Annotated in this window: 23 protein-coding genes; 6 read left to right on the top strand and 17 right to left on the bottom strand. The window is 48.1% G+C overall.

Features of this window, described 5'->3' with window-relative positions; genetic code table 11:
• Positions 1-28: 28 nt before the first annotated feature.
• The 12 genes from ACHEXK_RS08310 to pseB all read right to left on the bottom strand — a co-directional run bounded on the left by ACHEXK_RS08310 (position 29) and on the right by pseB (position 12,423).
• The gene (locus ACHEXK_RS08310; RefSeq protein ID WP_416545142.1) at positions 29-1,501 is read right to left on the bottom strand and encodes an IS5 family transposase; all 1,473 of its coding nucleotides are present in this window, start codon (positions 1,499-1,501) and stop codon (positions 29-31) included.
• A gap of 196 nt (positions 1,502-1,697) precedes the next feature.
• The gene (locus ACHEXK_RS08315; protein WP_416545144.1) at positions 1,698-3,524 is read right to left on the bottom strand and encodes a phytanoyl-CoA dioxygenase family protein; all 1,827 of its coding nucleotides are present in this window, start codon (positions 3,522-3,524) and stop codon (positions 1,698-1,700) included.
• Between the two features lie 72 nt (positions 3,525-3,596).
• Positions 3,597-4,652 carry a pseudaminic acid synthase gene (pseI, locus tag ACHEXK_RS08320; RefSeq protein ID WP_416545146.1) on the bottom strand — a complete coding sequence of 352 codons (1,056 nt, stop codon included), beginning with the start codon at positions 4,650-4,652 and terminating at the stop codon, positions 3,597-3,599.
• Complete coding sequence (locus ACHEXK_RS08325) at positions 4,642-5,289, bottom strand: hypothetical protein (RefSeq protein WP_416545148.1); 648 nt, start codon at positions 5,287-5,289, stop codon at positions 4,642-4,644. The genes pseI and ACHEXK_RS08325 overlap by 11 nt, the downstream gene beginning before the upstream one ends.
• Positions 5,267-6,421 (bottom strand): UDP-2,4-diacetamido-2,4,6-trideoxy-beta-L-altropyranose hydrolase, encoded by a 1,155-nt coding sequence (gene pseG, locus ACHEXK_RS08330; protein ID WP_416545150.1) that lies wholly within the window; start codon positions 6,419-6,421, stop codon positions 5,267-5,269. The genes ACHEXK_RS08325 and pseG overlap by 23 nt, the downstream gene beginning before the upstream one ends.
• The gene (hisF, locus tag ACHEXK_RS08335; protein WP_416545152.1) at positions 6,363-7,130 is read right to left on the bottom strand and encodes an imidazole glycerol phosphate synthase subunit HisF; all 768 of its coding nucleotides are present in this window, start codon (positions 7,128-7,130) and stop codon (positions 6,363-6,365) included. The genes pseG and hisF overlap by 59 nt, the downstream gene beginning before the upstream one ends.
• On the bottom strand, positions 7,124-7,762 hold the full coding sequence (hisH, locus tag ACHEXK_RS08340; protein WP_416545154.1) for an imidazole glycerol phosphate synthase subunit HisH: 639 nt from the start codon (positions 7,760-7,762) through the stop codon (positions 7,124-7,126). The genes hisF and hisH overlap by 7 nt, the downstream gene beginning before the upstream one ends.
• A gap of 10 nt (positions 7,763-7,772) precedes the next feature.
• Positions 7,773-8,924: an N-acetyl sugar amidotransferase gene (locus tag ACHEXK_RS08345; RefSeq protein ID WP_416545156.1), complete on the bottom strand. Its 1,152-nt coding sequence runs from the start codon at positions 8,922-8,924 to the stop codon at positions 7,773-7,775.
• 18 nt (positions 8,925-8,942) lie between these two features.
• Complete coding sequence (locus ACHEXK_RS08350; protein WP_416545158.1) at positions 8,943-9,563, bottom strand: pseudaminic acid biosynthesis-associated methylase; 621 nt, start codon at positions 9,561-9,563, stop codon at positions 8,943-8,945.
• The gene (gene pseF / locus ACHEXK_RS08355) at positions 9,560-10,264 is read right to left on the bottom strand and encodes a pseudaminic acid cytidylyltransferase (protein WP_416545160.1); all 705 of its coding nucleotides are present in this window, start codon (positions 10,262-10,264) and stop codon (positions 9,560-9,562) included. The genes ACHEXK_RS08350 and pseF overlap by 4 nt, the downstream gene beginning before the upstream one ends.
• The gene (gene pseC / locus ACHEXK_RS08360; RefSeq protein WP_416545162.1) at positions 10,261-11,421 is read right to left on the bottom strand and encodes a UDP-4-amino-4,6-dideoxy-N-acetyl-beta-L-altrosamine transaminase; all 1,161 of its coding nucleotides are present in this window, start codon (positions 11,419-11,421) and stop codon (positions 10,261-10,263) included. The genes pseF and pseC overlap by 4 nt, the downstream gene beginning before the upstream one ends.
• A gap of 3 nt (positions 11,422-11,424) precedes the next feature.
• On the bottom strand, positions 11,425-12,423 hold the full coding sequence (pseB, locus tag ACHEXK_RS08365; protein WP_416545164.1) for a UDP-N-acetylglucosamine 4,6-dehydratase (inverting): 999 nt from the start codon (positions 12,421-12,423) through the stop codon (positions 11,425-11,427).
• A gap of 530 nt (positions 12,424-12,953) precedes the next feature.
• Here pseB and ACHEXK_RS08370 point away from each other — a divergent pair.
• Entirely contained in the window at positions 12,954-14,126 is a 1,173-nt protein-coding gene (locus ACHEXK_RS08370) for a glycosyltransferase family protein (protein WP_416545166.1), read from the top strand.
• A gap of 3 nt (positions 14,127-14,129) precedes the next feature.
• Positions 14,130-14,909 (top strand): glycosyltransferase family 2 protein, encoded by a 780-nt coding sequence (locus tag ACHEXK_RS08375; RefSeq protein ID WP_416545168.1) that lies wholly within the window; start codon positions 14,130-14,132, stop codon positions 14,907-14,909.
• A 256-nt stretch (positions 14,910-15,165) separates the two neighbouring features.
• Here ACHEXK_RS08375 and ACHEXK_RS08380 read toward each other — a convergent pair whose 3' ends face one another.
• From ACHEXK_RS08380 to ACHEXK_RS08400, 5 genes are all read right to left on the bottom strand, one after another.
• Positions 15,166-17,484 carry a glycosyltransferase gene (locus ACHEXK_RS08380; protein ID WP_416545170.1) on the bottom strand — a complete coding sequence of 773 codons (2,319 nt, stop codon included), beginning with the start codon at positions 17,482-17,484 and terminating at the stop codon, positions 15,166-15,168.
• 2 nt (positions 17,485-17,486) lie between these two features.
• The gene (locus ACHEXK_RS08385; RefSeq protein WP_416545172.1) at positions 17,487-18,461 is read right to left on the bottom strand and encodes a UDP-glucuronic acid decarboxylase family protein; all 975 of its coding nucleotides are present in this window, start codon (positions 18,459-18,461) and stop codon (positions 17,487-17,489) included.
• Positions 18,462-18,617: 156 nt separating this feature from the next.
• A complete protein-coding gene (locus tag ACHEXK_RS08390; RefSeq protein ID WP_416545173.1) occupies positions 18,618-19,787 on the bottom strand; it encodes a nucleotide sugar dehydrogenase in 1,170 nt (389 codons plus the stop codon).
• Between the two features lie 30 nt (positions 19,788-19,817).
• Positions 19,818-21,164: an SDR family NAD(P)-dependent oxidoreductase gene (locus ACHEXK_RS08395; RefSeq protein ID WP_416545175.1), complete on the bottom strand. Its 1,347-nt coding sequence runs from the start codon at positions 21,162-21,164 to the stop codon at positions 19,818-19,820.
• Positions 21,157-22,803, bottom strand: a complete 1,647-nt coding sequence (locus ACHEXK_RS08400; protein WP_416545177.1) for a hypothetical protein — start codon at positions 22,801-22,803, stop codon at positions 21,157-21,159. Before ACHEXK_RS08400 ends, ACHEXK_RS08395 begins: the two co-directional genes overlap by 8 nt.
• Positions 22,804-22,975: 172 nt before the next feature.
• Between ACHEXK_RS08400 and ACHEXK_RS08405 the strand changes: the two genes are divergently transcribed.
• The 4 genes from ACHEXK_RS08405 to ACHEXK_RS08420 all read left to right on the top strand — a co-directional run bounded on the left by ACHEXK_RS08405 (position 22,976) and on the right by ACHEXK_RS08420 (position 26,107).
• Positions 22,976-23,812, top strand: coding sequence for a flagellin (locus ACHEXK_RS08405; RefSeq protein ID WP_416545179.1), 837 nt, complete (start codon positions 22,976-22,978; stop codon positions 23,810-23,812).
• A 100-nt stretch (positions 23,813-23,912) separates the two neighbouring features.
• Positions 23,913-24,371: a hypothetical protein gene (locus tag ACHEXK_RS08410; RefSeq protein WP_416545181.1), complete on the top strand. Its 459-nt coding sequence runs from the start codon at positions 23,913-23,915 to the stop codon at positions 24,369-24,371.
• Positions 24,372-24,714: 343 nt separating this feature from the next.
• Positions 24,715-25,194: a hypothetical protein gene (locus tag ACHEXK_RS08415; protein ID WP_416545183.1), complete on the top strand. Its 480-nt coding sequence runs from the start codon at positions 24,715-24,717 to the stop codon at positions 25,192-25,194.
• A 61-nt stretch (positions 25,195-25,255) separates the two neighbouring features.
• Complete coding sequence (locus ACHEXK_RS08420) at positions 25,256-26,107, top strand: flagellin (RefSeq protein WP_416545185.1); 852 nt, start codon at positions 25,256-25,258, stop codon at positions 26,105-26,107.
• Positions 26,108-26,158: the final 51 nt, after the last annotated feature.

Consider the following 26,158-nt stretch of genomic DNA (forward strand, 5'->3'; position numbering starts at 1 on the left):
TTGTCTAGTCGGCCCTGCAAAATTCATTTCAAGCCAACGCCCAGCGCTGATCTGGGTTTTGCAGTCGGTTGAGGCCGAAGATTTCTGCCAACTTCGCAAACAAGCCCGTCAAACCGCTCACCTGCAACAGGCACAACAAAAGGCCCAGGCCTTTTTTGACAATCATCCGCAGCAGCCAGCGGATGTTGTAGCCCGCCGCGCACAGCACGGCATGCAACGCATCGCCTTCTGAGCCTTTGAGATGGCAGCGGTCCTTCCGGTGATCAGCTTTGAGGTGCCCGATGATCGGCTCGATGGCTTGACGGCGTTTGAGCAGTCTGCGCTCTTCATCGGTCAGCCGCTTGTCCTTGCCCCGGTGTTTGATCTCGATGTGCGGGTTGTCCTTGTCCACGCCCCGGTAGCCCAGGTTGGCGTACACCACACTGGGCTTGACGCCCAAGCCTTGCATCAGAATGGCGCTTTGCTCGATCTGCTCTTGCATGGTATGGCCGTCATATGGGTTACCGGGAAAGCTCCTGGCTCCCACGATCAAATTGCCCTTGAGCGTCATAGCCAAGCCTACCTTCACGCCGAACTCGTACGGGTTGCGGCTCTTGCCCTTGCTGATGCACTCCACCTCTGGCGCGTGCCAGCTGTAGAGCTTGGCGCGGTTGTCCACCGCTTTGCGGCTGCCGGTCTGAGTGACCAAACGCTTGGCCTTGTCCAATGCCTGGCCCAAGGTGTCTTGTATGGCTTGGCTGAGCACGCTCATCTTGCGAGCCACCTCGCGCTGCAACCGCCCGACGATGGTGCGTTGGCGTTTGATGACTTTGCGCATGCGTTTGAACTGGCGGGCATGTGCGTAGCGCCCAGCCTTGTAGCCCAGCAGCTGGCCTTCTTTGGCGTAGGTTTGCTTGAGCTCGATGCCATTGGCCTTGGCGGCTTCAACCACTTTGACTCGGGCCGTCTCCAGCAACTTGCTGTCGGTGGGGTGCGCCACCGCCTTCTCTTGCACCGTGGAATCCACGATCACGCGGGTCAATTCCTTCTTGGCAATCAGCTTGAGCGTGACCGCCACCTCCATGGTGCGAGCCAGAAGTTCTTCTACGCCTTCTTCGCCCAAAGCTTTACGGAAGCGCCCCAGTTGTGTGGGGTCGCACGGCCACTGGTGCTCAAAATACTCATTGCCAGAAAAGTATTGCCAAGTCGGAGTCTCGCCCCAGCGTTGGATCAAGTCTTCGTCGCTTTCGTTGAACGCATGCTTGAGGTACAGAAGCGCCACCATCAAACGGGTGGGCAGACGAAGACGCCCGGCATTGGAGACGCCGCCACCGGCAACGGCCGAGACCGGGCCAAACAAGTCCAAGTCTTCGATCTTCATGCCCGCCTTGACCTGACGTGCCCAGCGCTGAGCAAGAGAAGCTTCGATCTCTTGCCAAGGCATGCGATTGGCCAGCAACGCCAGCGGGTGGCGCAAATCGATCATCTGATCCAGGCGGTTGCGGAAAAAGTCATCGGTCATGGCGCTGCTTTCAAAAACTCCCAGAAAACAGACTCCATTGAATATCTATTTGAGAGTTCTGACCATCCGGATTCACCCCAGATCACAAGCGTTCATGCGGGTTGCAGGGGTTTTTCAGGGTCGACTCCTTATCAATAAGTCACTCAAGCTCCAAGCATGAAGGCTTATGTATTTTCTACGCCGCTATCGCATCGCCTTATTGATGATAACGCATGAACATTCGCGGAAAAAGTTCTATCATGTGCTTCGACTCTGGAAGAAAAACTGACAAGGGCAATGGTTTAACTGGAGCTCCCGCTAAAGAGTTTACATATTCAAACTGAAGTACATCTCTGTAGCCTTGCTTAATGGGGGTCCCCTTGTGAAGAGTGTGTGTGTTAACCAAAAACACCGTGCCTGCCCTGCCAATAATTTTCTTCGACTCTTTCCCTGTTAACGCCCGAGCCTCCTCGTCACTGAACCGCCCATCTCTCGGAGGAATAATTTTATGGCTACCTGGGATCAACTCATGCGCTCCATTGGTTTCGTCTGTATCATTCAAATATATAAAAATTTTCAAAAATTTAATGCGATCCTTATCAAAATGAAATAGCATTGCGTCTGTATCCAATTTTCTTATTAATTCATGACCATTAGGTTCCTGGTTTTCGGCAGTACGCATCCCTACGAAAAAATCAATTATCGGAACGGTTCCAAGAAATCGTTCTGCAATAGTGAGAAAAGCTCTGTCAAGCAAGAGATCTGGGACGGCCTTGTGCCGAAGAAGATTTTGCTCTTCAATTAGCAAACGACCAGATTCTGGTTTATATCTTTGAAATATCTCCTGCAATACACTTAAAAAGTCCTCTGGGATTAACCTTGGAAACATTGCAAATCCATCAGTTGATAGTCCATCGGTAATAGCTTTATATTCCACTTCACTCAAATCTTCGCCAGTAAAAATTGATTTTCCAGTAGAACTTTTTTCAAAGAGTGGCGGAAATATTTTGGAAATTTCACTAGAAATTACTTCCTCTAAATTTCCACTGTATCTTATATAATTTTTTCTTAAGAGCTTATAATCCTCTCTTGGCTCATCAGAATAAAGCTTCTGCGTGTAATTCATTATAAAGTCATAATGCCCAAGAAGTTGCTGATTGATATCCGCTGGAATATTATCAATTACGCCGACAAGCTTTTGGAGCATCATTGCTTCCCTAAGTAGAACTGGTCTCAGGTCAAGTTGTGATTTAAGAATTTTAAACACCAATGTGTTTCTCCGCGTCTCTCCATCCCAAGGATATGAGGAGTCCTCAGCCATAAGCACTTTGTTTTTAAAGGTAGTATGAACATTAAAGAGCTCGAGGATATCTCCAGAATTTTTTATCGTTGTTATGCCGGCCTTATTCGAAAGTAATCCTGCATTTTCATAATCGAAAGAAGAGAAGTCCCAACCAACTCCAATAATTGCACCATCTTTTGCCACCCTTGCAAGTTCTTGGATGGCGGAACTTGGCATAGCAGAGTAGGCCAATACCCAACCGACTATAATCACATCAAATGTTGAGTCCTCGTATGGCATTTTATGCATATCGCCCACATCGAAAAACTCGTAAACTTGGATTAAATCTAGGGCAGATATATTTTCAAATATCACACCATGAGATAATGATGCCAGAATCTCGTTCACATTTCGAGGACCCACATGCAAGACTCGAATATGCGGGGCATCTGAAGTGTTAATAAACTGCATCGTTCGATCGGTTAAAATCGCTCCTCGATCCAACGTTAAATTCTGTTTTAGCGAATTAATATTGTGTGCGACTGTGTTCTTTCGCGCAACGGATAACTCAGCTTCCGAAGAGCCATCCAGTCCTCTAGCCAGATCAATTTCATTAAATGTTTTTTTTGATAACCATTTTCGCACTGATGGTAATCGTAGCAGCTCAGATATTGGAACTGATGTGTTGAAGTCTTCAATAAATTCTTGAGTTTTCATCAACTGAGATAACTGCTGGACGAAATTTTCTTTTGTCGTGTTCATAAATTTTTTTCCAAATTTTCTGCTTTTTGTCGGGTACCATAAATTTCAAATATTTTTGAAATTATGCTGATATCAGAGATCAAATTCAAGTACTGGTGTAGCCGACTCAACGTCACGCCGCAATTTTTTACCAATAATCTTATCTAAATATTTAGGTGGCAAACCAAAACCAGGGCGTACGCAGCGAACATCATCTGGACCAATAACTGTTCCTGCTGATAATTTACGTATGAAATAAAGAGATCTTCGAAATTTTATATTTCCCTGCTCGCTAGATGAACGGCTATAGTCCACTGCACCTGATGGACCCAGCGCCTGCCAAGCCGTCAAACTGTCGCGACACAACTTTTTCATATCATCCGGCTCAAGCGAAAAGCTGTCATCTGGTCCACCTCCACTACGATCTAAAGTGAAGTGTTTTTCAATAATAGAAGCTCCAAGTGCAACACTTGCAATTGCAGTAGCGTTGTCTAGTGTGTGGTCAGACAAACCTGTAACTAAGCCAAATCGAGATATCATATCGGATATAGTTCTCAATTTATAATCTCCCGCTGGTGCTGGATAACCACTGACGCAGTGCAGTATCGCTAACTCTTTGCATCCACCGGAATAGGCTGCATCAATAGCCTCTTGGATTTCATATGCATCAGCCATGCCTGTAGAAATAATTAAAGGCTTTCCCGTTTTAGCCACATAACGAATCAACTCCAAATCGATTACTTCAAACGATGCTATCTTGTAGGCCGGAGCATTAAGATCCTCTAAAAGATCAACAGCAGTTTTATCAAATGGGGAGCTAAAAATAGTAATGTCAAGCTGTCGTGCATATTCAAAAAGTGGTTTATGCCAGCTCCACGGTGTATGCGCCCATTTATAAAGATCATAAAGTGTGTAACCTGACCAGATACCCTCAGTTATTTGAAAATCAGGCAAACTGCTCTTCAGTGTCAATGTATCTGGAGTATAAGTCTGCATTTTGATCGCATCGGCTCCTACCCTCTTGGCCTCTTCAATAATTTTCAGAGCACTTTGGATCTTTCCATTGTGATTCGCTGACATCTCAGCGATAATATATGGTGGATACGCAGCTCCAATTTTCCGTCCCGAAATGATAATTTCACTGTTCACAATTTTTCTCCAATTTCAAAATATATTTTGTCCCAAGATACTCAAAAAAAGCAGGATATCTTTTCGGATCACAGACGCGAATTAAATCAAATTGCTCCGCTAAAGATTTATTGACATCTATCCGACTGTGTAATGGCGTGCGTTTTGCATAGTAACTAACATCATCTATTTGATCTTGGCTTAATGGAGACACAATATCAAATTCTTCAATTGCGAAATTAATTAAAATAATTTCCGCTTCAAATATAGCATGGTTAATCTCATCCCACAAAGCATTTCTTGAAATAGGAACACGTATTTTTTTCCAAATCTTTCCACTATCTAATTTATCTTCAGCCTCAAGCAGAGAGAGTGTGATGAATTCTGCCCCATTCGCTATTTCCCAAATATGTGGACTCCATCCTCTCCCCTTAGGTAAATCACTGGCGTGCAGAACCAAGCTGGCTGAATATTTTTCTCGGTCGTTTAATGTTATTATTTCAGAGCATGAAATCATGAAAAGAATATCGCCCCCCGTAAGCTCGTTCTTTTTTTGCAAAAGATCAACGTCATGCACCCCTTTTTGGCTTTCCATCCAAGCTTTTAGGTAGTTATTAACTGGATGTAAAGTATCGCTACAAAGCAGAGTTATCTTCATTTTTAACTTTCTCTAGCCATTGAACTATTTTTATCGTCCCACGTCCATCGCAAACTTTAGCAGAATTCTTAGACAATTCAGAAAAATTATCGGAATCAATAATTGGTGGCAAATCAACCTTCAATTTTTCAATACACACAGTCTTTACAGATCGATTTAATTCAAGTGCTGCATTAATTCCTATTTGATTCATCGCAAGAACAACCTGAATCGTTGGTAATCCTAAACAGCATCGCTCCCAAGCAGTACTTCCTGCAGCGCCAATACACAAATCACTTTGAGCCATCAACTGAGCCATGTTGCTCACGCCAGTTAACACGTTTGTTTGATATGGCATGTACATCGCTTGCTCTTGAACTTGTGCCAGCCACGGTGCTTTTTGCCCCATTACCACTGTAATGCGTAAGTCGTCAGGTAATTCGCAGTTGAACAGTGCATCCAATACCCGTCCTGTTGCATTGTTTAGATCCACCCCCCCCATGGTGATGAGCAGGTTTTTCATAAGCACCTGATCGCGACGTTGAAGGCTATAAGCTCGCCATTGAGTGAATTCTGGACGAATCAGCGCATATGCTGGGCCGATGAAGGTTTGTGTGTAACTGCAGAGCAGCCTAGCGTAATCTTGGGGAGTGTGACCAAGATTTTGATCTAGCAGTAGGTCGCAGTTATGCGCGCGGTCGGCCAAATCGTCAATCACCATCATTCTGCGAGTATGCTGACTAAGGGCTATTTCCCACCTCTCGTCCAAGGCGTAATGATCAACTACCAGCCAGTCCATAAATTGGTCGCCTAAGGCTGCTTTGGTTTGGTTTGCATCGTTGACCCAGTCCGTTCCTAGCCATTTAGCGTGAGTTGGCGCAAAAGGGGTGGTGAAACCATCGTCCACCGGGGACAAGACCTTCACGGCATGCCCCTGTTGACTGATCCAACAAAGCATGTCACCGAGCTGCGGACGGCAAATGAATGTAGTTTGCGCACCGCGCGCCCGCATTGCATTAGCCAGAGTTAGGCAACGCATGACATGGCCTGTGCCAATTTGTAGCGAGGCGTCGGTGCGAAAGGCTATGTTCATATCAAACCGTAAAAGGTTGCCTGACTTGTACACCTGCAGCAGCCAGTGCAGCTTTTGCACCTGCAGGGGTTTGTTCGGTGAAATGAAAAATACTAGCTGCTGCCACTGCTGAAGCACCTGCTTGGGTCACAGCTTCAACCATATGTTGGTAATTTCCTGCACCGCCCGACGCAATAACAGGTATCTTGACTGCATTGGCAATAGCCTCAATCAATTTCAAGTCATATCCTTGCATGGTGCCATCTCTATCGATCGAGGTAATGAGAATTTCGCCCGCCCCGCGGTCCGCCAATTCACGCACCCAAGCAACGACCTGTCGCCCTGTGGCATGCAAACCAGCATGGCTAAAACAAAGCCAATCACCATCTTGAAAGCGAACGTCCACACTGGCGACCACGCACTGAGTACCATGGCGCTTAGCAATTTCGTTAATGAAATGGGGCCTCGCGTAGGCGGCAGTGTTAACCGCAACTTTATCGGCGCCTGCTCTCAACAGTAGCTGCACTTGATCGATTTGCGCGACGCCACCGCCCACTGTCAGAGGTACGAAACAATCTTGGCCGAATTCGGCAATCGATTCAAAGTCTGGATCGTCCGAAGACAAGTGGGCAACAATATCCAACAAAGCGAGTTCATCTACTTCGCGCTGGTTGTAAACCTTCACAGCAGGCAACACAGGCCCCACTCGACGCCAACTGTCAAAAGAGACGCCTTTGACCAAACCAAATTGTTTCCACAAAAGGGTGGGAATAACTCGCACCTTCAACATGACGGCCCCTCAATGAAGTTTTTGAGCACTTTGAAGCCGGCTTTGGAGCTTTTTTCAGGATGAAACTGCGTACCCCAAACGTGACCTCTTCGCACGGCTGCCGTGACTGTTATGCCATAGTCTGTGGTGGCAATCACGTCGGTGGCGTTTTGTACTTCGAAGGCGTAGCTATGTACAAAGTAAAAATCTGTCTCAGGGGGTATTTCGTGGAACAAATGGTCTTTTCTATAGCCACTCGTCACCGCATTCCAACCTGCATGCGGCACCCGTAATTGACAACCTAAAGCCCCCAAATGTTTGACTTGCCCTGGTACTAAACCCAAACCAGCAACCGGCTCATCGTTGTCTGAACCCTCGGAGCTACTATCGGCCAACAATTGCATACCGACACAAACCCCCAGAAGCGGTCTGTTGTACTCCACGACCGCTTCTTTGAGGGCCCCGATCCAATGCCCAGCCTCCAGCATGCGAACACAGTCAGCAAAGTTACCAACACCCGGCAATATCAGACAATCGGTAGCGCGCAATTCCGTCGGGCGGTTGATCAACAATGGCGCTACACGCAGTAACTCTAAAGCCCGCATCACTGAGCCTAAATTTCCCACACCGTAATCGATGACACCAACTTTCATTGCTTAGCGCTTAGACATTGTCGTAATTGATTTTGGTCAAATTCCCTCGAGGGTCTTTTACCAAGGCACCACTTACATCGCGTTTGAAAATTTTCTTATTTGTAAACTGATCACATAGGCGAATGAACTCCTCAACCGACATATCAAGCGGCTGCAAAATGTCCTTCAAAGGCTTACCCAAATATTCCCAAGGAAATAACCCGTCTAAGCGCTTGACAGCCTCAATCCCGTCTTGCCGAGTCAACCGACCTCGGCGAATATGCAGACAAGCCAAGTCAGTTGCTCTTCCAAAACCAAACTTCAAAAATTTGAAATAGTCGTGAATACCTGTGTGATGGTTGTCCAAATTCTCATAGTTCACCATCGATCCCTCAACCACCTTATGGTACGTATGAAAACCGTTGGCCTGGGCGATCAATGTATTGGACAGTCCATCCCAAGGAATGTAATGGCCCAGAAACAAGCCAGTCACTCCAACCCGTTGCAACTCTTCATCAGTGGGGTAAGTGTATGGAATGAGATGCTTGGCCTCAATGCCTTCTTGTCCAATCAAGTCTGCAACGCGCATACCCAACATCCCACCAAACTCCTCAAGCCAACGGCGCGTGAGAACGTTATTTTCTGCTGCCGCTGCGGGACCACCGTACTCGTTTTGTGAGTTTTCCCCCCAAACGATTAAGGGCACATTAAATTGAACTGCGGCACGGACCGGTATCGTGAAAATACCCACGTGTTCCGGCCATGAAATATCCCCCACTTGAGTCAACCCAACACGGTTAAGCTTGGCACGAATAAGGGGGTTGGGCGACACCTCGATGTAATCAACGCCCAAATGTTTGAGGTTCTCAATATTGGTTCTACCCAATGGGGAAAGATCACAAGTTGTGGATGTAACGCACAGTGGGTTCAACCCCAACTGAAGCATGCGCACCACTTGGTACGTACTGTCCTTGCCGCCGCTAACCGGAACAATGCAATCCCAATTGGCGCCATTTTGCTGACGGTATTTATCAAGCAGCTTTAAAAGTTCTTGGTATCGGACGTCCCAATCAACATCTTTTCGCTTCTCAAAGCTTCTGCATGCGTTACAAATCCCATGTTCATCTAAATGAAGGTCCGGCTTGGTGTCTGGCATGACGCAGCATTTGCAATATCTGAGCATATCAACAATTCCTAAAATTTAATTTTTTACCATCAAAAACCAAGTGATGTCATCTTGGGGGAAATTCGGGTCACGTCTGTATGCAAAACCATAGTCAATCAATTTGAGTTCCGGATGTCTGTCCATCAGTTCACCAGCAAAGTCACGCTTAAAAAGGCGATCGCTGTGGCCTCTATAAGGGATAGCAACTGGGGCCGGGTTGTAATATTCCGCCACCAACAAGTACCGACCGCATGCGGAGAACAATTTGTCGTACACCTGCGGTAACACCTCTGGATTCAAGTGAATCAAAACTCCTTTGATCAAAGTCAGGTCCCATTGCTGTGAAGGATAGAAATCCAAAATAGACTGGTTGTGAACTTGCTCGGCTGGAATGACATTACCCAACGCTTCTGCCGCGTCTGCGTTTATTTCGATGGCATGGGCTTCGAGCCCTGGATGCAAAAGCTTCAACGCCTTGAGGTTCATGCCGATGTTGGCACCAAATTCAATGCAAGTCTTGAACCCCTTAGCTTGATGTAAAGCTTTGGAAAAAAAAGCCAAGTTTGAAGCCAACAATGCATCACCTTGGTTTCGCTGTATGTATTCGGTTCCAAAATTACCTGCCCAAAATTCTTCCTGATCGGTTTTATAGGTCATAAATTTCTTTCTGTAGATTGATTGAGAATTTCAAACATCATTTCGGCACGAATCCAGTCATCTATGGTGTCGATGTCTTGTACTCTGTACCGAGGTAACACGATGGGCGTTGAGACTTGCGAAAACAAGGGCACGCCAGACAGCCAAGCTTTAGCCCTTCCCCAATAGAACTGCCCTGCATCGTGATATGCATCTTCGAGGTCTTGTGAGCGGGTGGTGAATTGCGCAGGGTTGAACATATTGATGCGCTGTTGGTCTGTGATTCGAAACGACCGTTGAATCGGAGCTGCAAAATTGGTCACCGTGAAGGCGTATTGAGCGCCAGAACTTTGCAATACGTCCAAGCCTCGGCGCAAGTCTTGGGCTTGCACAAAAGGTGCCGTGGCATACAAGCAGCAAGCAAATTGCACGGAACCAAACTGCTGAGCAATCCATTCAACAGCGTGGGCTACCACCGGGATAGTGCCGGAGTAATCATCAGACAAATCGGAGGGGCGCATGAAAGGCACATCGGCCCCATGGGCCCGAGCTACTTCCGCAATTTCTGCGTCGTCTGTGCTGACAATGATGCGATCAAAACAGCCCGAGGCTTTTCCCGCCTCTATGGACCAGGCGATCATAGGCTTTCCACAAAAGAGCTTGATATTTTTTCGCGGTATACGTTTGCTTCCGCCTCGCGCTGGGATAACTGCGAGTCTCATAAGCTCATAGCCTCTCGAATGCTTTTGGAAACAAAAATCAAATCCTCATCGCTTAAATTGACGTGCATGGGAATGCTGATGGCTTCCCGGTAATACTGCTCTGCTTGCGGATAGTCACCTTGTTTGAAGCCCATTTTTTGGTAATAGGGCTGGGTGTGAACTGGGACGTAGTGCAAATTAACCATGATGCCTTTGGCACGCAGGGCTTCAAAAACTTGGCGGTGAGTGGCTTTGATTTTTTTCAACTGCAGACGAACCACGTATAGATGGTAGGCGCTATAACTATCGTGATGCTGCCAGGGCAGCTCAAGGGGCAGCTCGGCCAGCAGTTCGTTGTAACGCTGGGCGATGTCATGACGGCGTTTGACGTAGTCATTCAAGCGCGTCATTTGGCTAACGCCGAGTGCGGCCTGCATGTCGGTCATGCGGTAGTTGTAGCCCAGCGCAACTTGTTGGTAAAACCAAGGGCCGTGCATGGGCTCTGTCATTAACGCTGGGTCGCGGGTGATACCGTGGCTGCGCAGCAGACCCAGGCGGGTGGCCAGTTCGGCACTGTTGGTCAGGGCCATTCCACCTTCAGCGGTAGTAATGATCTTGACCGGGTGAAAGCTGAAAACGGTGATGTCGCTGTAGCGGCCGTTACCGATGGGCTCGCCTTTGTATTGGCCGCCAATAGCATGCGAGGCATCTTCGATGATTTTGAAGCCGTATTTCTGGCCTAGGGCGTGGATGGCGGCCATGTTGCAGGGCTGGCCTGTCAAATGCACGGGTACGACGATTTTGGGCAACTTGCCAACTTTTTGTGCAGAAATGAGTTTTTCTTCGAGCTTGGCGGGGCAGAGGTTGTAAGTGCAGGGGTCTATGTCCACAAAGTCCACTTGTGCACCGCAATAAAGGGCGCAGTTAGCCGATGCCACAAAGGTGTTAGGCGAGGTCCAAAGCCAATCTCCAGAGCCAAGATCAAGTGCCATGCAAGCTATATGTAGAGCTGATGTAGCACTGTTGACGGCCACTGCGTACAGGGCTTCGGTCTGCGCCATAACGCTGCTCTCAAATTGCTGAATGGCAGGACCCTGCGTCAGATTTGGAGATTTAAGTACCGCAATGACAGCTTCAATGTCTGCTTGCGATATGTCCTGGCGGCCGTAAGGGATCATGGCTCAGATGGTCCCAATTTTGGTTTTGTTGGCGCTGATCCAGTCTTGTAACTTATGGTCACTCATCCACTCGGGATTATTGTCGCTGGTGTAAACAAAACCCTCGGGTACTTTTTTACCTGTCTTGATACGTTTCTCGCAAACGGCCCAATTATGGATGGTTGGCAGGATTTTAAAATGTTCAGGATATTCGTAAGTGTAATGGGCATCTTCGGCACTGATCATCTGCTCGTGGAGTTTCTCTCCTGGCCGAATACCAACTACTTCAAGTTTTGCATCGGGTGCAACCACTCGAGCCAGATCGGTAACTTTCATAGACGGAATCTTCTTTACGTAAATTTCGCCGCCGACCATATCTTCAAAAGCATGCCAAACCAACTCAACGCCTTCTTCGAGCGAAATCATGAATCGTGTCATACGTTCGTCCGTAATTGGTAGGATACCTTTATCTTTGACAGACAAAAAGAAAGGTATTACCGAGCCCCTTGAACCCATGACATTACCATAACGTACAACCGAAAAACTTGTCGCTTTTCCGCCAGAGTAAGAGTTACCAGCAACAAACAATTTGTCAGAAGCCAGTTTGGTGGCGCCATACAAATTGATCGGACTGCTGGCTTTGTCAGTTGACAAGGCCACCACCCGTTTTACACCCTTGTCGATGCAAACGTCGATCAGGTTCATGGCCCCCATCACGTTGGTCTTGACGCACTCAAAAGGGTTGTACTCGGCTGTTGGGACAATTTTGGTCGCAGCAGCATGCACCACATAGTCCACGCCATCCAACGCGCGATGCAATCGGTCCTTGTCTCGCACGTCGCCAATAAAAAATCGAACGCGATCATCACCTTCGAACTTTTTGGCCATGTCCCACTGCTTCATTTCATCGCGCGAAAAGACGATGATTTTCTTTGGGTTGTATTTGGCCAAGGTCATCGGCAGAAAAGTATTCCCGAAAGAGCCCGTGCCACCGGTCACAAGAATGGTTGAGTTGCGAAGCATGAAGTGGTCCTTGAATGATGCAGCCCGACTGTCGCGGCTTGATGTCTAAAAAGCGTCAGTTTCTCAATTCCATAAAGTCAAGCAATAAGCGCGCCAAGTACCCTCGGACGTAAAAAAACAAGCCGGTACTCGTCATGACATGCCCTTGTAGTCAAGGACCAACCAACAAATCAAAAAGACGCAGGACGACGCGGATTGGCAAACCATTCCAAAAAAAAGGGATGCCAAACCCACAAGCGTTGACCATGGCGGTCCGGCCAATCCTTGCCGTCTTCGAAAGGCCAATGGTTACAAGCCATCCTTTTCATGTGCCAAGGGGTCGACATTTCAAAAAAACTTCCCCCTGTCAAAGATCGAAAGTGTTCCTCACAGAACAAAACAAGCGGCAACACCCTGGTCAATGCATCACAAAGGATTCAAAAAAAGATAGCAAAGCACAAGATAAGCGCTCCCGAAGCAAGCACACTGGCGCCTGAATTTCCAACACATTCCAGGCACGATAGATGCTTGTCAACTGCACGAGGTAAATTATGAAAATTGCAGTTTATTTGGATGAAGTCAGCAACTCTATTGATAACGCCATGCAATGGGCGATCATGCGGAGAATTTCTGAGAATTTGCATGACCATGAATTGCTGATCATTGACCCCCTGGGGATCGGCAAGGAAGAAGCCATGCGTGTCCTGATGCAGCAGGATTACGACGTGTTGCTGACTTACAACAAAACAGGCACCGACCTGAAAGTCAGGCTTGATGGCGGCGATGAAACGTCGTTGCTGTCCGCCATCAACCGCAAACATGTCGCCTGGTTGACCGAACATCCTCTGACTTTTTACGATCAGTACATGTCGTCTCAGTGCGATAGGCACTTCATATTTCCCAACGAATCCCATGCATTTTTTGCCGAGTCCATGGGACTGCGCGGCAGTTTTTCAACCCAAATGTTTGGCTCATCACCCGCAAAAACGATAGCGCCGTTCATGGCGCGCGAATTTGATGTGTGCATTGCGGCTCAGTGGCGTGGAACCGCTGATGTGAACGCATTTTGGAAAACAATGACCGGTAAAACGAGAGAGTTCTTTGAGGATGTGCTCTATTTACAGGACACCATTGAAACCCGCGACACTTTCACAGCCTTTTTGGCTGCAGCCAAACACCACGGGATGGATGAAGGGGAGGTTCTCCAGGCTGGGTCAGCCATGCGCGCCATTTATTGGTACGCACGGAAGAAGGAACGAATCAAATTGGTCCAAGACTTTGCCTCAAGTGGCCTGAAAGTGGCTCTCATTGGTGGCGAGGATTGGAAGGAAGTCCTGCCGAACCATGACAACATTTTTTTTGCGGAACCCGTGGGCCATGAGCATTTAAAAAATTGGTATCAAAACAGCAAGTCCGTGGTCACCATGAACAATTTTCATGGGGCCAACGAAAGAGTCTTTGATGCCATGGCTGCAGGCTGCCTGGTCTTTGGCGAATGCGCGCCATCGTTGGTGTCCATACTGGGTGAAAAAAATGCCGTTTTTTATGAGCCCAACAAAGCTTGCGACAAGTTGGATGAATTGGAACAGTTGATCAGAACCGGTTCAGCTCAAGCCATGGCGCAATCTGGAACTCACAGATTTTCAACAGAGCACACCTGGCAACACAGAGGCGAGTACCTCAGCGCCTTGCTGGATGAGCTGATGAACATAGAGAAAGCTTGAATAATGGGCACCCAATACAGCGTTATCGTCACCAGCCACAATCGCCCTCACCTGCTCGCCAGAGCTTTAAGGTCTGTGGGCATGCAGGAAACGGACAGCATAGAAGTCATAGTCGCGATGGATGTTTGGTGCAAAGACTCAGTCCAAGTGGTCAATGATTTTGAGCATCCCCACAAAAAATTACTGGTCTTGCCCGGCTTCAAAGGGCCCTCCGAAACCAGGAACACAGCAAAAGACCAAGCTCGGGGTGAATGGATTGTGTTCTTAGATGACGATGATCAGCTGATTCCTGGCTATTTGGCTGACCTGACGCCACATGTTCAAGATCGCAACCAAGTTTTATGGACCAACTACATCGTGCAACAAGAGCACATTGATGGGAATCAATTTGAAAGCTTGGGCTGGGAAGAAAAGCTGATCGAAGACAGAAATCCTGAAGAATTGGAGATCTCCAACTTCATTCCCAACTCATCATTGGTATACCCAAGGGAATTGATCAGAGACATTGATTTTGACATTCACCTTAGCAGTTTAGAAGATTGGGATTATCTAATTAATATCAAAAGAAAATATGCCATGAAACCCATATCATTATTCAGTTCCGTGATCAGCATGCCCACCAATAAGTTGACAAGGAACTCTGGATCGCAACAGTCCGACGATCACTTTATGGATATTTTGCACATCTATAGAAAATGGCGATCGAACAACCCATTAATCAAAGAATTAAGATTAAAGAAAATGAATAATAGATTCATCAATATCAATCAAGATCATTTTTGATATAGGAAAAATATAAAAAACCATAGTTACGGCAACGTAAAATTGATCCATGCCAGTTAAATTATTTGGCAAATAAAAACTTGGTGTAGCTCAATGACGCAAAAACGCAATCAATAACTTGCCAACCCAAAAGACACAAGCAAGAGCACAACATTTCCAATCATCCCTGCAGCATTCATTTCAGACCGGCATCCAAGTCTGAATGAATTTTGCAGCGATGACCATTGAACTTCACAATTTATCAAAAATTGACAATTTAATTATTGATCGATTGAAAATCTCTAGCCCAACGAACAAGATGCCGATCATGATTGTACGCAGGAATATTATTTAAAACCAGTTGAGAATAGAGCTTATCATGTTTTGATTTTGCATCTCCGAACAAACCAGAATCTTTGGCATTATAAATCAATCCCACTCCGTTGTAATAGGCGGGAACGGCTCCATGAATACTCATATTTAACCAAAGATCCCAATCCTCATAACCACGAACATTCTCTTTGTACCCACCAGTTTTTTCCCAAAGTATTTTAGAATATACACTCGCAATGACAATTTGATTTGCCTTATTGATCCGACCTGGTGCAAAGACGCCTGGAGGATGTCTGACATTTTTATCCGGGTGAACATGAATGGAATCTGCATAAATCAAGTTCACTTCAGGGCGCTTCTTGATGATCTCTAAACACCCCTTCAAATAGCCTCTTGCAATCACATCATCTGCATCGAGAGGAAGTATGAAATCGCCAAGCGCCTTCATGATGCCATTATTTCTAGGAATAGCGGGTTGGCCGGAATTTTCTTGAAATAAGGGAATAATATTTTTATCAGGGTAATCAAGAAGCAACTGATCAATAATGGCTTTGGAGCCATCGGTGCTCCCATCATCCACAATGATGATCTCTAGGCCTTCAACATCCTGATCAATGACGGATTCAACACAGTTACGAAGATATACACCATAATTGTAATTGGTAATAATAACAGAAAAGTTCACATGATCAGCGGAATTTTTTGCATGGAAAATTGCATTTTTTTCAATATTCAGATCATCATCCGAAAAATAACCCGAAGTGCGCGCAATCAAATTTTTCATCCCAAGCATTGACTCAACCACATGATCGAGCTCAATGTAGTTTCCGACATCAAAGTCCTGTGCTCTCTGGGCATGAATTTTATTATGACTTTGGCTCAATTGCTCAATGAAAGGAAAATTAACAAAGCATTTGAAAAGATAATTGTACAAAAAGCGGTAAGCCACAATTAAATCTGACTCTGTTAAATCAGTATTTTCCCCATTGACAGCTTCTTCATTCAAGAAAACATCATAGTCAGGCACATTCAAATAACTTAAAATACTGGGGCAATGAACCCAATCGGAGTTCGCGGCAACATAAGTTCGCTTCCCCAGTAGCAACGATTCGATTGCGATTGTGCTTCCAAAGGTAAGCACTAAATCGGCTGTTCGGGCAAGCTCATAAGAATTAACAGTATTAGTCGAATCAATGATTATAACGTTCAAATAATCGGTTCTGGCTGCCAAATTATCAAAGAATTTCTTTTCATCTAAATTTTTTCCAGTAGAATTTAGTCCATATGAATTGGGATGTATTCTAATAATCAGCTCAACATTATTTTTACTGGCGATTTCGCAAGTTTTGAGTATCCAATCATATTGTGATCCCAAAGGACTTTGAAGATCAGGTTCTGATACAAACTCATCTGTACTGCTTGTAAATAGAACCCATCTTTTAAGCCCAGATTTCTCAAGGACGACGTCAGTATCAGATGCTTCAAGAAAGTTTTTCCAATTAATATTGGTTCCTCCAATTCTGTCATTAAACCATTTTTTTACCAATTTTACTTCATGCCCTTTTAAAGGGTGACGCAAATTATAATCCGATATGAATTTGGCGTTATGATGGGATGTACATTTATCATCTATGTTGACTAAAAAATAACCTCGATTCAAACCTCTTTCGTGCGTAGAAAACCTTACACCATGGATTTTACAAATTTCCACCATCGCACGTGTCACAGCCATTCGCCCATTAAAAATTAAGGCAAAATCAGGTTTCTGTTCATTCAATAAAATTTTTCCTGCAACAATCGTCAACGTGGCGTTAACCATATAGTTGCGAAGTGTTCTTACATGAACTTCATTATTTAAATCAATTTCATTGACGCGAAAATGTGTGTGCACCGAACCAATAGAAATTTCATATATATTAACTCCAAATAAATTCAACGATTTCAATCGAGCAGAATCCATGCCGGAAATCATTTTTCTAATTTCATCAGACTCTTGGGGATCAACATAGTCAGATACAGATTGGTATTGAATGCCCATGCCCTTGAGGTGTGCATCAGTGTGGTTGCGACAATTATCACAAGCATTCACTGGTCGGATTCCGATGACATTGGCCTGGTGCAAGTCACAGTCTTGAGATTCGACACCGCAGCGGAGATAAATGACCTTATATCCTCGGGCAATCAAATTATGATAAATAGGCACTTCAAAATTAGCATGAAAGTCCCACAATCCGTAAGGATTAAAAATAATAGCTGTTTTCATTGTCAAGCCGCCTTGATGAGGAGCTGATCAAAGTAATTGATCGTTTTCAATATACCTTCTCTCAACTGAACTTTGGGGCTCCAATTTTGAAGGTTTGCATGTGCAATTGAAATATCAGGTTTTCTCTGTTTAGGATCATCTGATGGAAGTGGATTGAAAATTATTTTCGATTGACTTCCGGTTAAATCAATCACCATTTCAGCCAATTCCATGATGGAAAATTCGACTGGATTACCTAAGTTCATGACTCTTGGAAAATTATGATTTTGTGAATCCAATGACATGAATCTTAAAAAACCCTCAATTAAGTCATCAACGTAGCAAAAACTTCTGGTTTGATTACCACTGCCAAAGATAGTAATATTTTCACCATTCAAAGCCTGCATGATGAAATTACTGACCACACGGCCATCGTTGGGATGCATTCTGGGGCCGTATGTGTTGAAAATTCGCCCAATTCTGATGTCAATTGCGTATTGACGGTGATGATCAAAGAGAATGGTTTCGGCACACCGTTTCCCTTCGTCGTAGCAGCTGCGGATGCCAACTGGATTGACATTTCCCCAATAGTCCTCTGTTTGTGGGTGAACCAGTGGATCACCATAAACTTCGCTTGTACTGGCGTGAAATATGGGCGCCTTGATGCGCCGAGCCAAGCCAGCAATGTTCATCGCACCCATGACATTGGTTTTCAAGGTATGGATCGGATCGTATTGGTAATGAATCGGACTGGCGGGGCTTGCCAAGTTATAAATTTCATCGACTTCGATAAACACTGGCTGTGTGATGTCATGGCGCAACAGTTCAAATTTTTTGGAGTCAAGCAAATGGTCAATGTTTGCTTTAGTTCCTGTAAAAAAATTATCCAGACATACCACATCGTTGCCGTTAGCGATCAGACGGTCGATCAAGTGCGACCCAAGGAATCCCGAGCCACCCGTGACGAGGGTTCTTTTCGTTTTGTTGTAATTTCTCATTGCATCACCTTTCAAATTGTCGTTTTTAAAGCAAATTCCATGCCATTAATGGCATGCACTTTTCCGACACCCGTGACCTTGTCTGAAATCTTTCAATTTCTTGCAGCTTGCATACCGTCATTTTTATCGTATTTATATTATTTATGTGAACTCATTTTAGAAATCACTTCCAAAAAGATCACGTGAATAGACTTTTTCGGCAACATCGGCTAACAACTCGGTACTTCTGTTTGAAATAATAATATTTGATTTTTTCTTGAATTCTTCCAAGTCGCGCACCACTTTGGAGTTGAAAAATTCATCTTCAGTGAGCAATGGCTCATACAGAATGACTTCCACTCCTTTCGCCTTTATTCGTTTCATGACACCCTGAATACTCGATGCTCGAAAGTTATCTGATCCTGCTTTCATAATCAATCGAAAGATACCCACAACTTTCGGCTTGTGTCTAAGTATTTCTTCAGCAACAAAGTCCTTACGGGTCGTATTCGAATCAACGATCGCCTGGATCAGATTTTGAGGAACATCTTTGTAATTGGCGAGCAGCTGCTTGGTATCTTTGGGCAAGCAATAACCACCGTATCCGAAACTGGGGTTGTTGTAATGGCTTCCAATTCGAGGATCGAGGCCGACGCCATCAATGATTTGACGTGTATCCAGTCCCAGCTTCGATGCATATGTATCCAATTCATTGAAAAAGGCCACACGCATGGCCAAATATGTATTTGAAAATAATTTGATTGCTTCTGCCTCGGTGCTTTCGGTGAACAACAATGGAATATTTTGTTTTTCTGCACCATCTTGCATTAATTTTGCAAATTTCTCAGCTCTTTCACTTATTTCACCAATAATTATTCGGCTGGGGTATAAATTATCATGCAATGCCCTACCTTCACGTAGAAATTCGGGGCTGAAAATTACATTCTCTGTACCCACCTCTTGCTTTATTTTTTTTGTAAATCCTACTGGAACGGTTGATTTTATAATCATGACCGCTTCTGGATTGATCGCCAACACATCTTCAACTACATTTGCAATAGATTTCGTATTGAAATAGTTGGTTTCCGGGTCGTAGTCTGTTGGTGTCGCAATGATAATAAAATCCGCGTCTTTATATGCAAAATTCTTATCACTCGTCACTTTTAAATTTATTTTTTTATGTTCCAAATAAAATTCCACATCGCTGTCTTCTATCGGTGATTTTTTGTTTTTAATTTTCTCCACTTTATTGGTGTCAATGTCAAACGCAATCACTTCGTTGTTTTTAGCCAATAAAATGGCATTGGACAAACCCACATAGCCCAGTCCAGCAATTGCTATTTTCATGATATTCAGATATTAAGTGCGTTTTAGCATTCAATGCACACGTTCCAACTGTCCACTGGTGTTTCCACAAATGACACGCGAAGCCGACAAGGCAATTTGGTACGGGTTGAACAGGCTGTCTTGGGCTTCTGCTTTGAAATTCGAGGTGCGCATTTCCGTGTCGGTGCGGCCCGGCACGATGCAGTTCACCCGGATTCCGTCTTCTGCCCACTCCTCGCTCAACCCTTGTGTCAAATTCACAATGGCGGCTTTGGTGGCCGAGTAAACGGCAGAACCGGCTCGCCCTCGGGTGTAAGAGGAGGACGCAAAGAAAAGCAGTGAACCTTGGCTTTGCGCCAGCCAAGCATGGGCCTGTCGCGCCACATTCAAAGCCCCAATCAAATTGACGTTGATCTGCTCAGCGGCGTCGCCGGCGGTTTGCTCGTGCAGCTTGCCGTTTTTCAGAAGACCTGCGGCGTTCACCACCACATCGATGCCGCCAAACTCGTCGACCGCACTTTGCAAAGCGCGTTGCACGTCCGATTCGCGCGTGATGTCACACCCGCTTTCGCGCGAACACACCGAAACCTGTGCGCCACCACCCAAGAGGATGTCGGCCATGGCTTTGCCGATGCCGCGTGTGCCCCCAAATATCACCACGCGCTTGCCGCGCAAGTTCACGCCCGGTTTGTCGACCGCCGAGGTTTGTGAGCGCAAGCGGAACATCTCATCGGCCAGGATCAAGTCGATGGGGTACGTGACTTTGATGTTTTCTTCGCTGCCTTTGACGATGCGCACGCGCGCGTCGGGATTGCAGGCCAAGAAGATGCCGCAATCGTCGGTGAACTGCTCCAGCTTTTGCTCGCCCAAGGTCCGGTAACACGCCACCAAGTCTTTGTACCGGAAAGCTTGCGGGGTTTGTCCGCGCAACAGATGTTTGCGCTTGGGAATGCTTTCAATGAAACCGTCGCGTTCGGCGATGATGGTGTCGGCTGTTGGGATCGCGACGTCCACCGCCTCGTGGTCTTCCAAGGCTTCCATCACGTCCGACAGGGTTCTGCCATCCAAAAACGGCCTGGCACCGTCATGGATCACGATGTTGTGCGGCGCCTCATCGACCAAGGCCTTGAGGCCTTTGAGGGTCGAGGCTTGGCGGCTGACGCCGCCGGCGATCACCTGGACCAAGGGGTCGTGTTGGAACATGCGCGCGACTTTGTCCACATCGGCAAAGGGTGCCGTGACCACGATGCGGACTTGGGGCAAGTGCTGACGCAAAGCGCTCAAGCTGTGTTCCAGGATGGTTTTGCCCGCGATGCGGACAAACTGTTTGGCTTGGTCGCCCGCCATGCGGCTGCCCGAGCCTCCTGCCAACAAAATACACGCCACGTCTTTACGCATGACACAGCTCCTGGTTCTCGGGGGTGGTTTGCAAAAAGGCCGCCTCGACCTTGGCCATCAAGTCTTCGTGCATGGCCCCGGGCATGTCCCGGTAATGCCGCATCAAGGACAAAACTTTTTCAATCTTCAGATTTTTCTTGCTCAAGCAGGCCGACAAAATCGCCATGCGGGCAGTGATCATGTAATCCAAATTGCCTTTGCCCATGGTCGAAGGGGACTCCAGGTGCGACAAATAGGAAGCATCCGGCACACGCCAGTTGCCGTAGTTCTCGGTCAAATTGAGCTCGGCATTGGCGGGCGCTTGCATCTTCACCCCCAAAAATTCGATTTCCTGCAGCTCAAAGGGCGTGAAGGCGAAGGTTTGTTGGTTGCCGAAAAAGAAGTCCACGCCGGTCACCCAATGCTCGCCCCGAGGGTGGTAGACGAACACATCAATCCACATGCCGGTGTCGTTGTGCTTGATGGGGATGTAGAAAGTGTCTTGGCCTTTGAGGTGCTGTACGGAGACGGTGAACAGCCCGGTCTCTTGCAAGGCCATGCACAGGTTGTACTGGTTCTCCCAGCCGACGATGCCGACATCGATGTCTTTGTCGTGCGCCAAAAGCTGGCCCTCTCGCACGTAGCCGAGCAAGGTGCCGGAGACCAAAAATACGGGCGTGCCCTTCTCGTTGGCCATGCGGGTCAAATCGCTCAGGGCACGGGAGGCATTGACCACGTCAAAGCCTGATTCAGCGGCTTGAGTGCCGGGGCGCTCGCCATGCAGGGCATCTGGGGTCAGGGCTTCTGTTGGATTTTGGCTGGCCGACAGCAGCTCAATGGCGCGGTCCAATTTGTCCACCGACGCCTGCGCTTTGCCCTGCTTACACAGGCACCGGGCCAGGTCAATTTGCAACACCAGACTTTTGTTATGCGGGTCCAAGGCCTTGAGTTGCTCAATCGCACTGTCGAAATCGCCATCCGTCTCCAGCGCGCTGGCGGCCAACTGCACCAATGCCTTGTCCACCTGGGGCACTTTGGCGCGGCGCGCGGCGTCGGCACACAACCCATAGAGTCGGGCCAAAATTTGGTAGTCCACATCCACTTGGGCTTGACCGGACTCTTCGACATACAAGGGGTGACGCCGTGACAAGCTTCTGGCCACTTGCAGCCAAATTTGAGTTTCAGCGGGTTGTTTGCCCAAGTGACGAAGCAACTCCAGAGCGGACACCCAATCTTTGTGGTCCAACAAGAGTTCCAGGGCGTCTTGCCAAGTCTGGGGCGTGCCTTTGACCTTTTTGCCTGAAAGCACGGCGGGCGTGATGGGCTGATGCTGCATCAAACACTCCACCGCAAAGCGCAACACGTTTTGCCGTGACAACTGGTCCAGCGGCGCTTGAAGTTTTCCGCGCAAGATCGATTGGTAACAGGCCAACCAGTACTTCGCTCGGACCACTTCAACGCCGTTTTGCTCTGCCAAAGTACACAACAACAAGGTCATGGGCTTCTTGCCCAAAGCTCGGGTCATGGCGATCGTGTCCTGGGACAGCAGTTGCGCCAAGTCCACGCCCATGAAGGCTTTTTCCACGGCGGCATCGTCACCTTTCATCAAGGCGGCATTGATCGATGCCAGGGCCCGATGCATGTCCAAAGTTAATTTCATGTGCCGCTCCGTCCGGAAAATATTGACCGTTGATGGTTTTTTGACAGAACAAGCAATGTCTGTGCCAAAAGAAAATTTCCCCTGTTCGATTTTTTTGAAAATTTCCTCTCAAGTTCCCGAGTTTGGTGACGAATCAATGAATGACAGATTCCAGCTATGGACAGGAGCCCCTATGACCGTCGTCAATTCCAACATCCCAGCCGTGGTGGCGCAGCGCGCCATGGTCATCAATCAGCGCGACCTCACCTCGGCCATGACCCATTTGGCAACGGGCAAACGCATCAACGGATCTGGAGACGACGCGGCAGGTTTGGCCATCAGCAACAAGCTGGGCACCCGCATTGCCAGCTTGAACATGGCCGTGCGCAATGCCAATGAGGGCATTTCATTGATTCAAACCGCCGATGGCGCGGCCGGCACCCTCAGCGACATGCTGTTTCGCATGCGCGAGTTGGCGGTTCAATCGGGCAACGACACCTACTCCAGCTCTGACCGCAGTGCCCTCAAAAGTGAAATGTCCGGACTCCAAAAACAAATTGCCAACACGCTGGAAAACACCGAATGGAACGGCATGAAAGCCCTCAAGGGCAAAGCCGGCAGTTCGGGCTCCATCTCTTTTCAAGTGGGCGCATCGAGCACCGATGCGTTCACCCTGGCCATGACCAGCTTGGACACAGGCTCTTTGGCCAAAGCGCAGACCGTGGCCTCGGTCAACATCGGCACACGCTCGGGTGCCACCAGCGCCCTCACGACCATCGATGAGGCCCTGACCGAGATCGACAAAGCCCGAACCTTGTGGGGCGCCACGGCCAACCGCCTCGTGCATGCGGCCGACAATGCCAGCAACGTCGCCATGAACTCGAGCGCCAGCCGCAGTCGGATCATGGACACCGATTACGCGAAAACCACCGCCGATTTGGCCCGCGCCATGATCTTGGACCAAGCAGGGGCCGCCATGCTGACCCAAGCCAACCAAAAACCCATGTACGTTTTGGCCTTGCTGAGGTAAACCTGCGCTCTTGCCGCATAAGCAGGCACGCCTATTGCTTAAGTTGCCTGGAGTCTTGAATCGGCCAACCCTTGCCGATCAGTTCACAGGAGAGACCATCATGCTGCGTGCAACACCCACACAATTCGTTCAACCGTCTTATTCTGCTTTGCTCAGCTTGGCCACCCAAGAACTGAGCCCCTCCAAGATCCGGCAATACATCGCCGATTTGGTGGGTGACAACCGCCTTGAAGAGGCGGATGCCTTGTCCCTCGAATCCCTCAAACGCTTTCCCAAAAGCGAAGACATCTTGGTCATTCGTACCCTGGTTTGTCAGATCCGCCAAGATTGGCCCGCGGCCAGTGTGGCCTTGGAAACCTTGATCAACCTGCAGGGCCACGCCAGCCCAGCAGCGAACTGGACCCAATGGGTGCGCGTGTTGCGTTGCATGGGCCAGAGCGAGCGGGCCATGAGCGCTGCGGCCCAAGGCCTGGCCACCTACCCCCAAGATGGGGCCTTGCAAGAAGCATTTTTGTCGCTGCAGCAAGCCGGGATTCAACCCGCCCTCAAGGTGGCTTGAGGACCTGCGCCTCAGGCCATCGGCGCTGAGCGCCCAATTTTCCGATTCGGCCCTGTTCAAACGGCCCCAGCTGTCCAGCTGGGGCCGTTTTGTTTGGCGACAACAGCGGCAAAACTTTGCCAGTCCCTCGCCGCCGAGCGCCCCCAGCGCCGTCCCAGCTACCCGGCAGCGGCTGCACAGCTGGGCATCTGGAAGGGCAAAGCCCGGGATTTCCCGCGGTTTGATCGCCAAGCGTCGTGATTTAGACAGAGAAAAAGCTGGCACAGGGTTTGCTTAGTTTGTGGCAGCTTCGGTTTTTGACACTTCAATCCCGAAACATTTTTGACACTTCCCTTTGGAGCCCATGATGTCTTCTCTTTTAAACGCCATGCTGTCGCAGTCCGGAACCGGTCAAAGTTTGACTGTTCGGGAAGTGTCGAAGTTCACGGCCCCTGAAATTCGCCAAACCATGGCAGCCCTGGTCCATGCCAACCACATGGACTTGGCCGACGCCTTGTCTGCTGCGGGATTGAGCCTGTACCCCGACAGCGAAGATATTTTGGCCATCAGCGCTTTGCTGGCCGAAATGAAGCAGGACTGGAACACTGCTGAACAACTGCTGAACCAGTTGATCACCCTGCAAGGTGAAAAAACGACCTCCACGACCTGGCTCCACCTGATTCGCGTGCTGCGTTGCCAGTGCGAACCCGGCAGGGCATTGCTGACAGCCAAACAAGCCTTGTCAGCCTACCCCGAAGACACCTTGTTGCATGACGAGTATTCCTCACTGCAAGAACTCGTCTCCGAGCACATGCCCGTTGCGGCTTCCACCCAACTGCATTGAAGTCACCCCCCGTCTTCAAGCCACACCTCATCACTGAACATTTCCTTTAGGAGTCATTGTCATGACCGTCATCAACACCAACATCAATTCATTGGTCACCCAGAACGCGCTGACCCGAAACAACCGTGCGCTGTCCACCAGCATGGAACAGTTGTCAACGGGCAAACGCATCAACAGCGCGGCCGACGATGCCGCCGGTTTGGCCATCACCAACAAAATGACATCGCAGATCCGTGCCTTGAACCAAGGCATTCGAAACGCCAACGACGGCATCTCGCTGATGCAAACGGCTGAAGGCGCCACCACCGAAATCACCAACATGCTCCAGCGCATGCGTGAATTGGCTGTGCAAGCCTCCAACGACACGTACACCTCATTTGACCGCTCGGCCCTGAACGCCGAAGTCACGGCCCTCAAATCCGAAATCTCGCGCATTGGCGACAACACCGAGTGGAACGGCATGAAGCTGTTCACCAACAAGAGCGCCGGCAGCGCAGGTGGCATTGGTGTCTCCGGCACAGTGCGTCTGCAATTGGGTGTGGACGGCAAAGACTCCGACCGCATCGAGGTCAAGCTCAACGAAATCAATTCGAAGAAATTGGGCGTCAGTGGCCTGTCACTTGCCAACCTGTCGGGCGCCACGTCCGCTCTGGCCACACTGGACAAAGCCATCGGCATGATCGATGACGACCGCGCCCGGTTCGGTGCCACCATCAACCGATTGACTTACGCGGTGGACAACTTGACCAACGTTTCGCAAAACACCAGCGCCTCGCGCAGCCGAATTTTGGACACCGACTACGCCAAAGCGTCCAGCGAAATGGCCCGCACGCAGATCATCCAGCAAGCGGCCACCGCCATCTTGGCGCAAGCCAACCAGAGCCAGCAGTCGGTCCTCAAGCTGCTGGGTTGATGACGCCCATGCACCACCTTGAGTTGAAAGGGGTCTCGCCAGGCCAGCTCA

It is taken from the genome of Limnohabitans sp. DCL3, from assembly GCF_048019295.1.
In the GTDB taxonomy this organism is placed as follows: domain Bacteria; phylum Pseudomonadota; class Gammaproteobacteria; order Burkholderiales; family Burkholderiaceae_C; genus Limnohabitans_A.

What these genes read in the sequence shown, in the direction of transcription:
- ACHEXK_RS08310 (WP_416545142.1), bottom strand. Translation starts at nt 1,501, where the DNA reads ATGACCGATGACTTTTTCCGCAACCGCCTGGATCAGATGATCGATTTG.
- ACHEXK_RS08315 (WP_416545144.1), bottom strand. Translation starts at nt 3,524, where the DNA reads ATGAACACGACAAAAGAAAATTTCGTCCAGCAGTTATCTCAGTTGATG.
- ACHEXK_RS08325 (WP_416545148.1), bottom strand. Translation starts at nt 5,289, where the DNA reads ATGAAGATAACTCTGCTTTGTAGCGATACTTTACATCCAGTTAATAAC.
- hisF (WP_416545152.1), bottom strand. Translation starts at nt 7,130, where the DNA reads ATGTTGAAGGTGCGAGTTATTCCCACCCTTTTGTGGAAACAATTTGGT.
- hisH (WP_416545154.1), bottom strand. Translation starts at nt 7,762, where the DNA reads ATGAAAGTTGGTGTCATCGATTACGGTGTGGGAAATTTAGGCTCAGTG.
- ACHEXK_RS08345 (WP_416545156.1), bottom strand. Translation starts at nt 8,924, where the DNA reads ATGCTCAGATATTGCAAATGCTGCGTCATGCCAGACACCAAGCCGGAC.
- ACHEXK_RS08350 (WP_416545158.1), bottom strand. Translation starts at nt 9,563, where the DNA reads ATGACCTATAAAACCGATCAGGAAGAATTTTGGGCAGGTAATTTTGGA.
- pseF (WP_416545160.1), bottom strand. Translation starts at nt 10,264, where the DNA reads ATGAGACTCGCAGTTATCCCAGCGCGAGGCGGAAGCAAACGTATACCG.
- pseC (WP_416545162.1), bottom strand. Translation starts at nt 11,421, where the DNA reads ATGATCCCTTACGGCCGCCAGGACATATCGCAAGCAGACATTGAAGCT.
- pseB (WP_416545164.1), bottom strand. Translation starts at nt 12,423, where the DNA reads ATGCTTCGCAACTCAACCATTCTTGTGACCGGTGGCACGGGCTCTTTC.
- ACHEXK_RS08370 (WP_416545166.1), top strand. Translation starts at nt 12,954, where the DNA reads ATGAAAATTGCAGTTTATTTGGATGAAGTCAGCAACTCTATTGATAAC.
- ACHEXK_RS08375 (WP_416545168.1), top strand. Translation starts at nt 14,130, where the DNA reads ATGGGCACCCAATACAGCGTTATCGTCACCAGCCACAATCGCCCTCAC.
- ACHEXK_RS08380 (WP_416545170.1), bottom strand. Translation starts at nt 17,484, where the DNA reads ATGAAAACAGCTATTATTTTTAATCCTTACGGATTGTGGGACTTTCAT.
- ACHEXK_RS08385 (WP_416545172.1), bottom strand. Translation starts at nt 18,461, where the DNA reads ATGAGAAATTACAACAAAACGAAAAGAACCCTCGTCACGGGTGGCTCG.
- ACHEXK_RS08390 (WP_416545173.1), bottom strand. Translation starts at nt 19,787, where the DNA reads ATGAAAATAGCAATTGCTGGACTGGGCTATGTGGGTTTGTCCAATGCC.
- ACHEXK_RS08395 (WP_416545175.1), bottom strand. Translation starts at nt 21,164, where the DNA reads ATGCGTAAAGACGTGGCGTGTATTTTGTTGGCAGGAGGCTCGGGCAGC.
- ACHEXK_RS08400 (WP_416545177.1), bottom strand. Translation starts at nt 22,803, where the DNA reads ATGAAATTAACTTTGGACATGCATCGGGCCCTGGCATCGATCAATGCC.
- ACHEXK_RS08405 (WP_416545179.1), top strand. Translation starts at nt 22,976, where the DNA reads ATGACCGTCGTCAATTCCAACATCCCAGCCGTGGTGGCGCAGCGCGCC.
- ACHEXK_RS08410 (WP_416545181.1), top strand. Translation starts at nt 23,913, where the DNA reads ATGCTGCGTGCAACACCCACACAATTCGTTCAACCGTCTTATTCTGCT.
- ACHEXK_RS08415 (WP_416545183.1), top strand. Translation starts at nt 24,715, where the DNA reads ATGATGTCTTCTCTTTTAAACGCCATGCTGTCGCAGTCCGGAACCGGT.
- ACHEXK_RS08420 (WP_416545185.1), top strand. Translation starts at nt 25,256, where the DNA reads ATGACCGTCATCAACACCAACATCAATTCATTGGTCACCCAGAACGCG.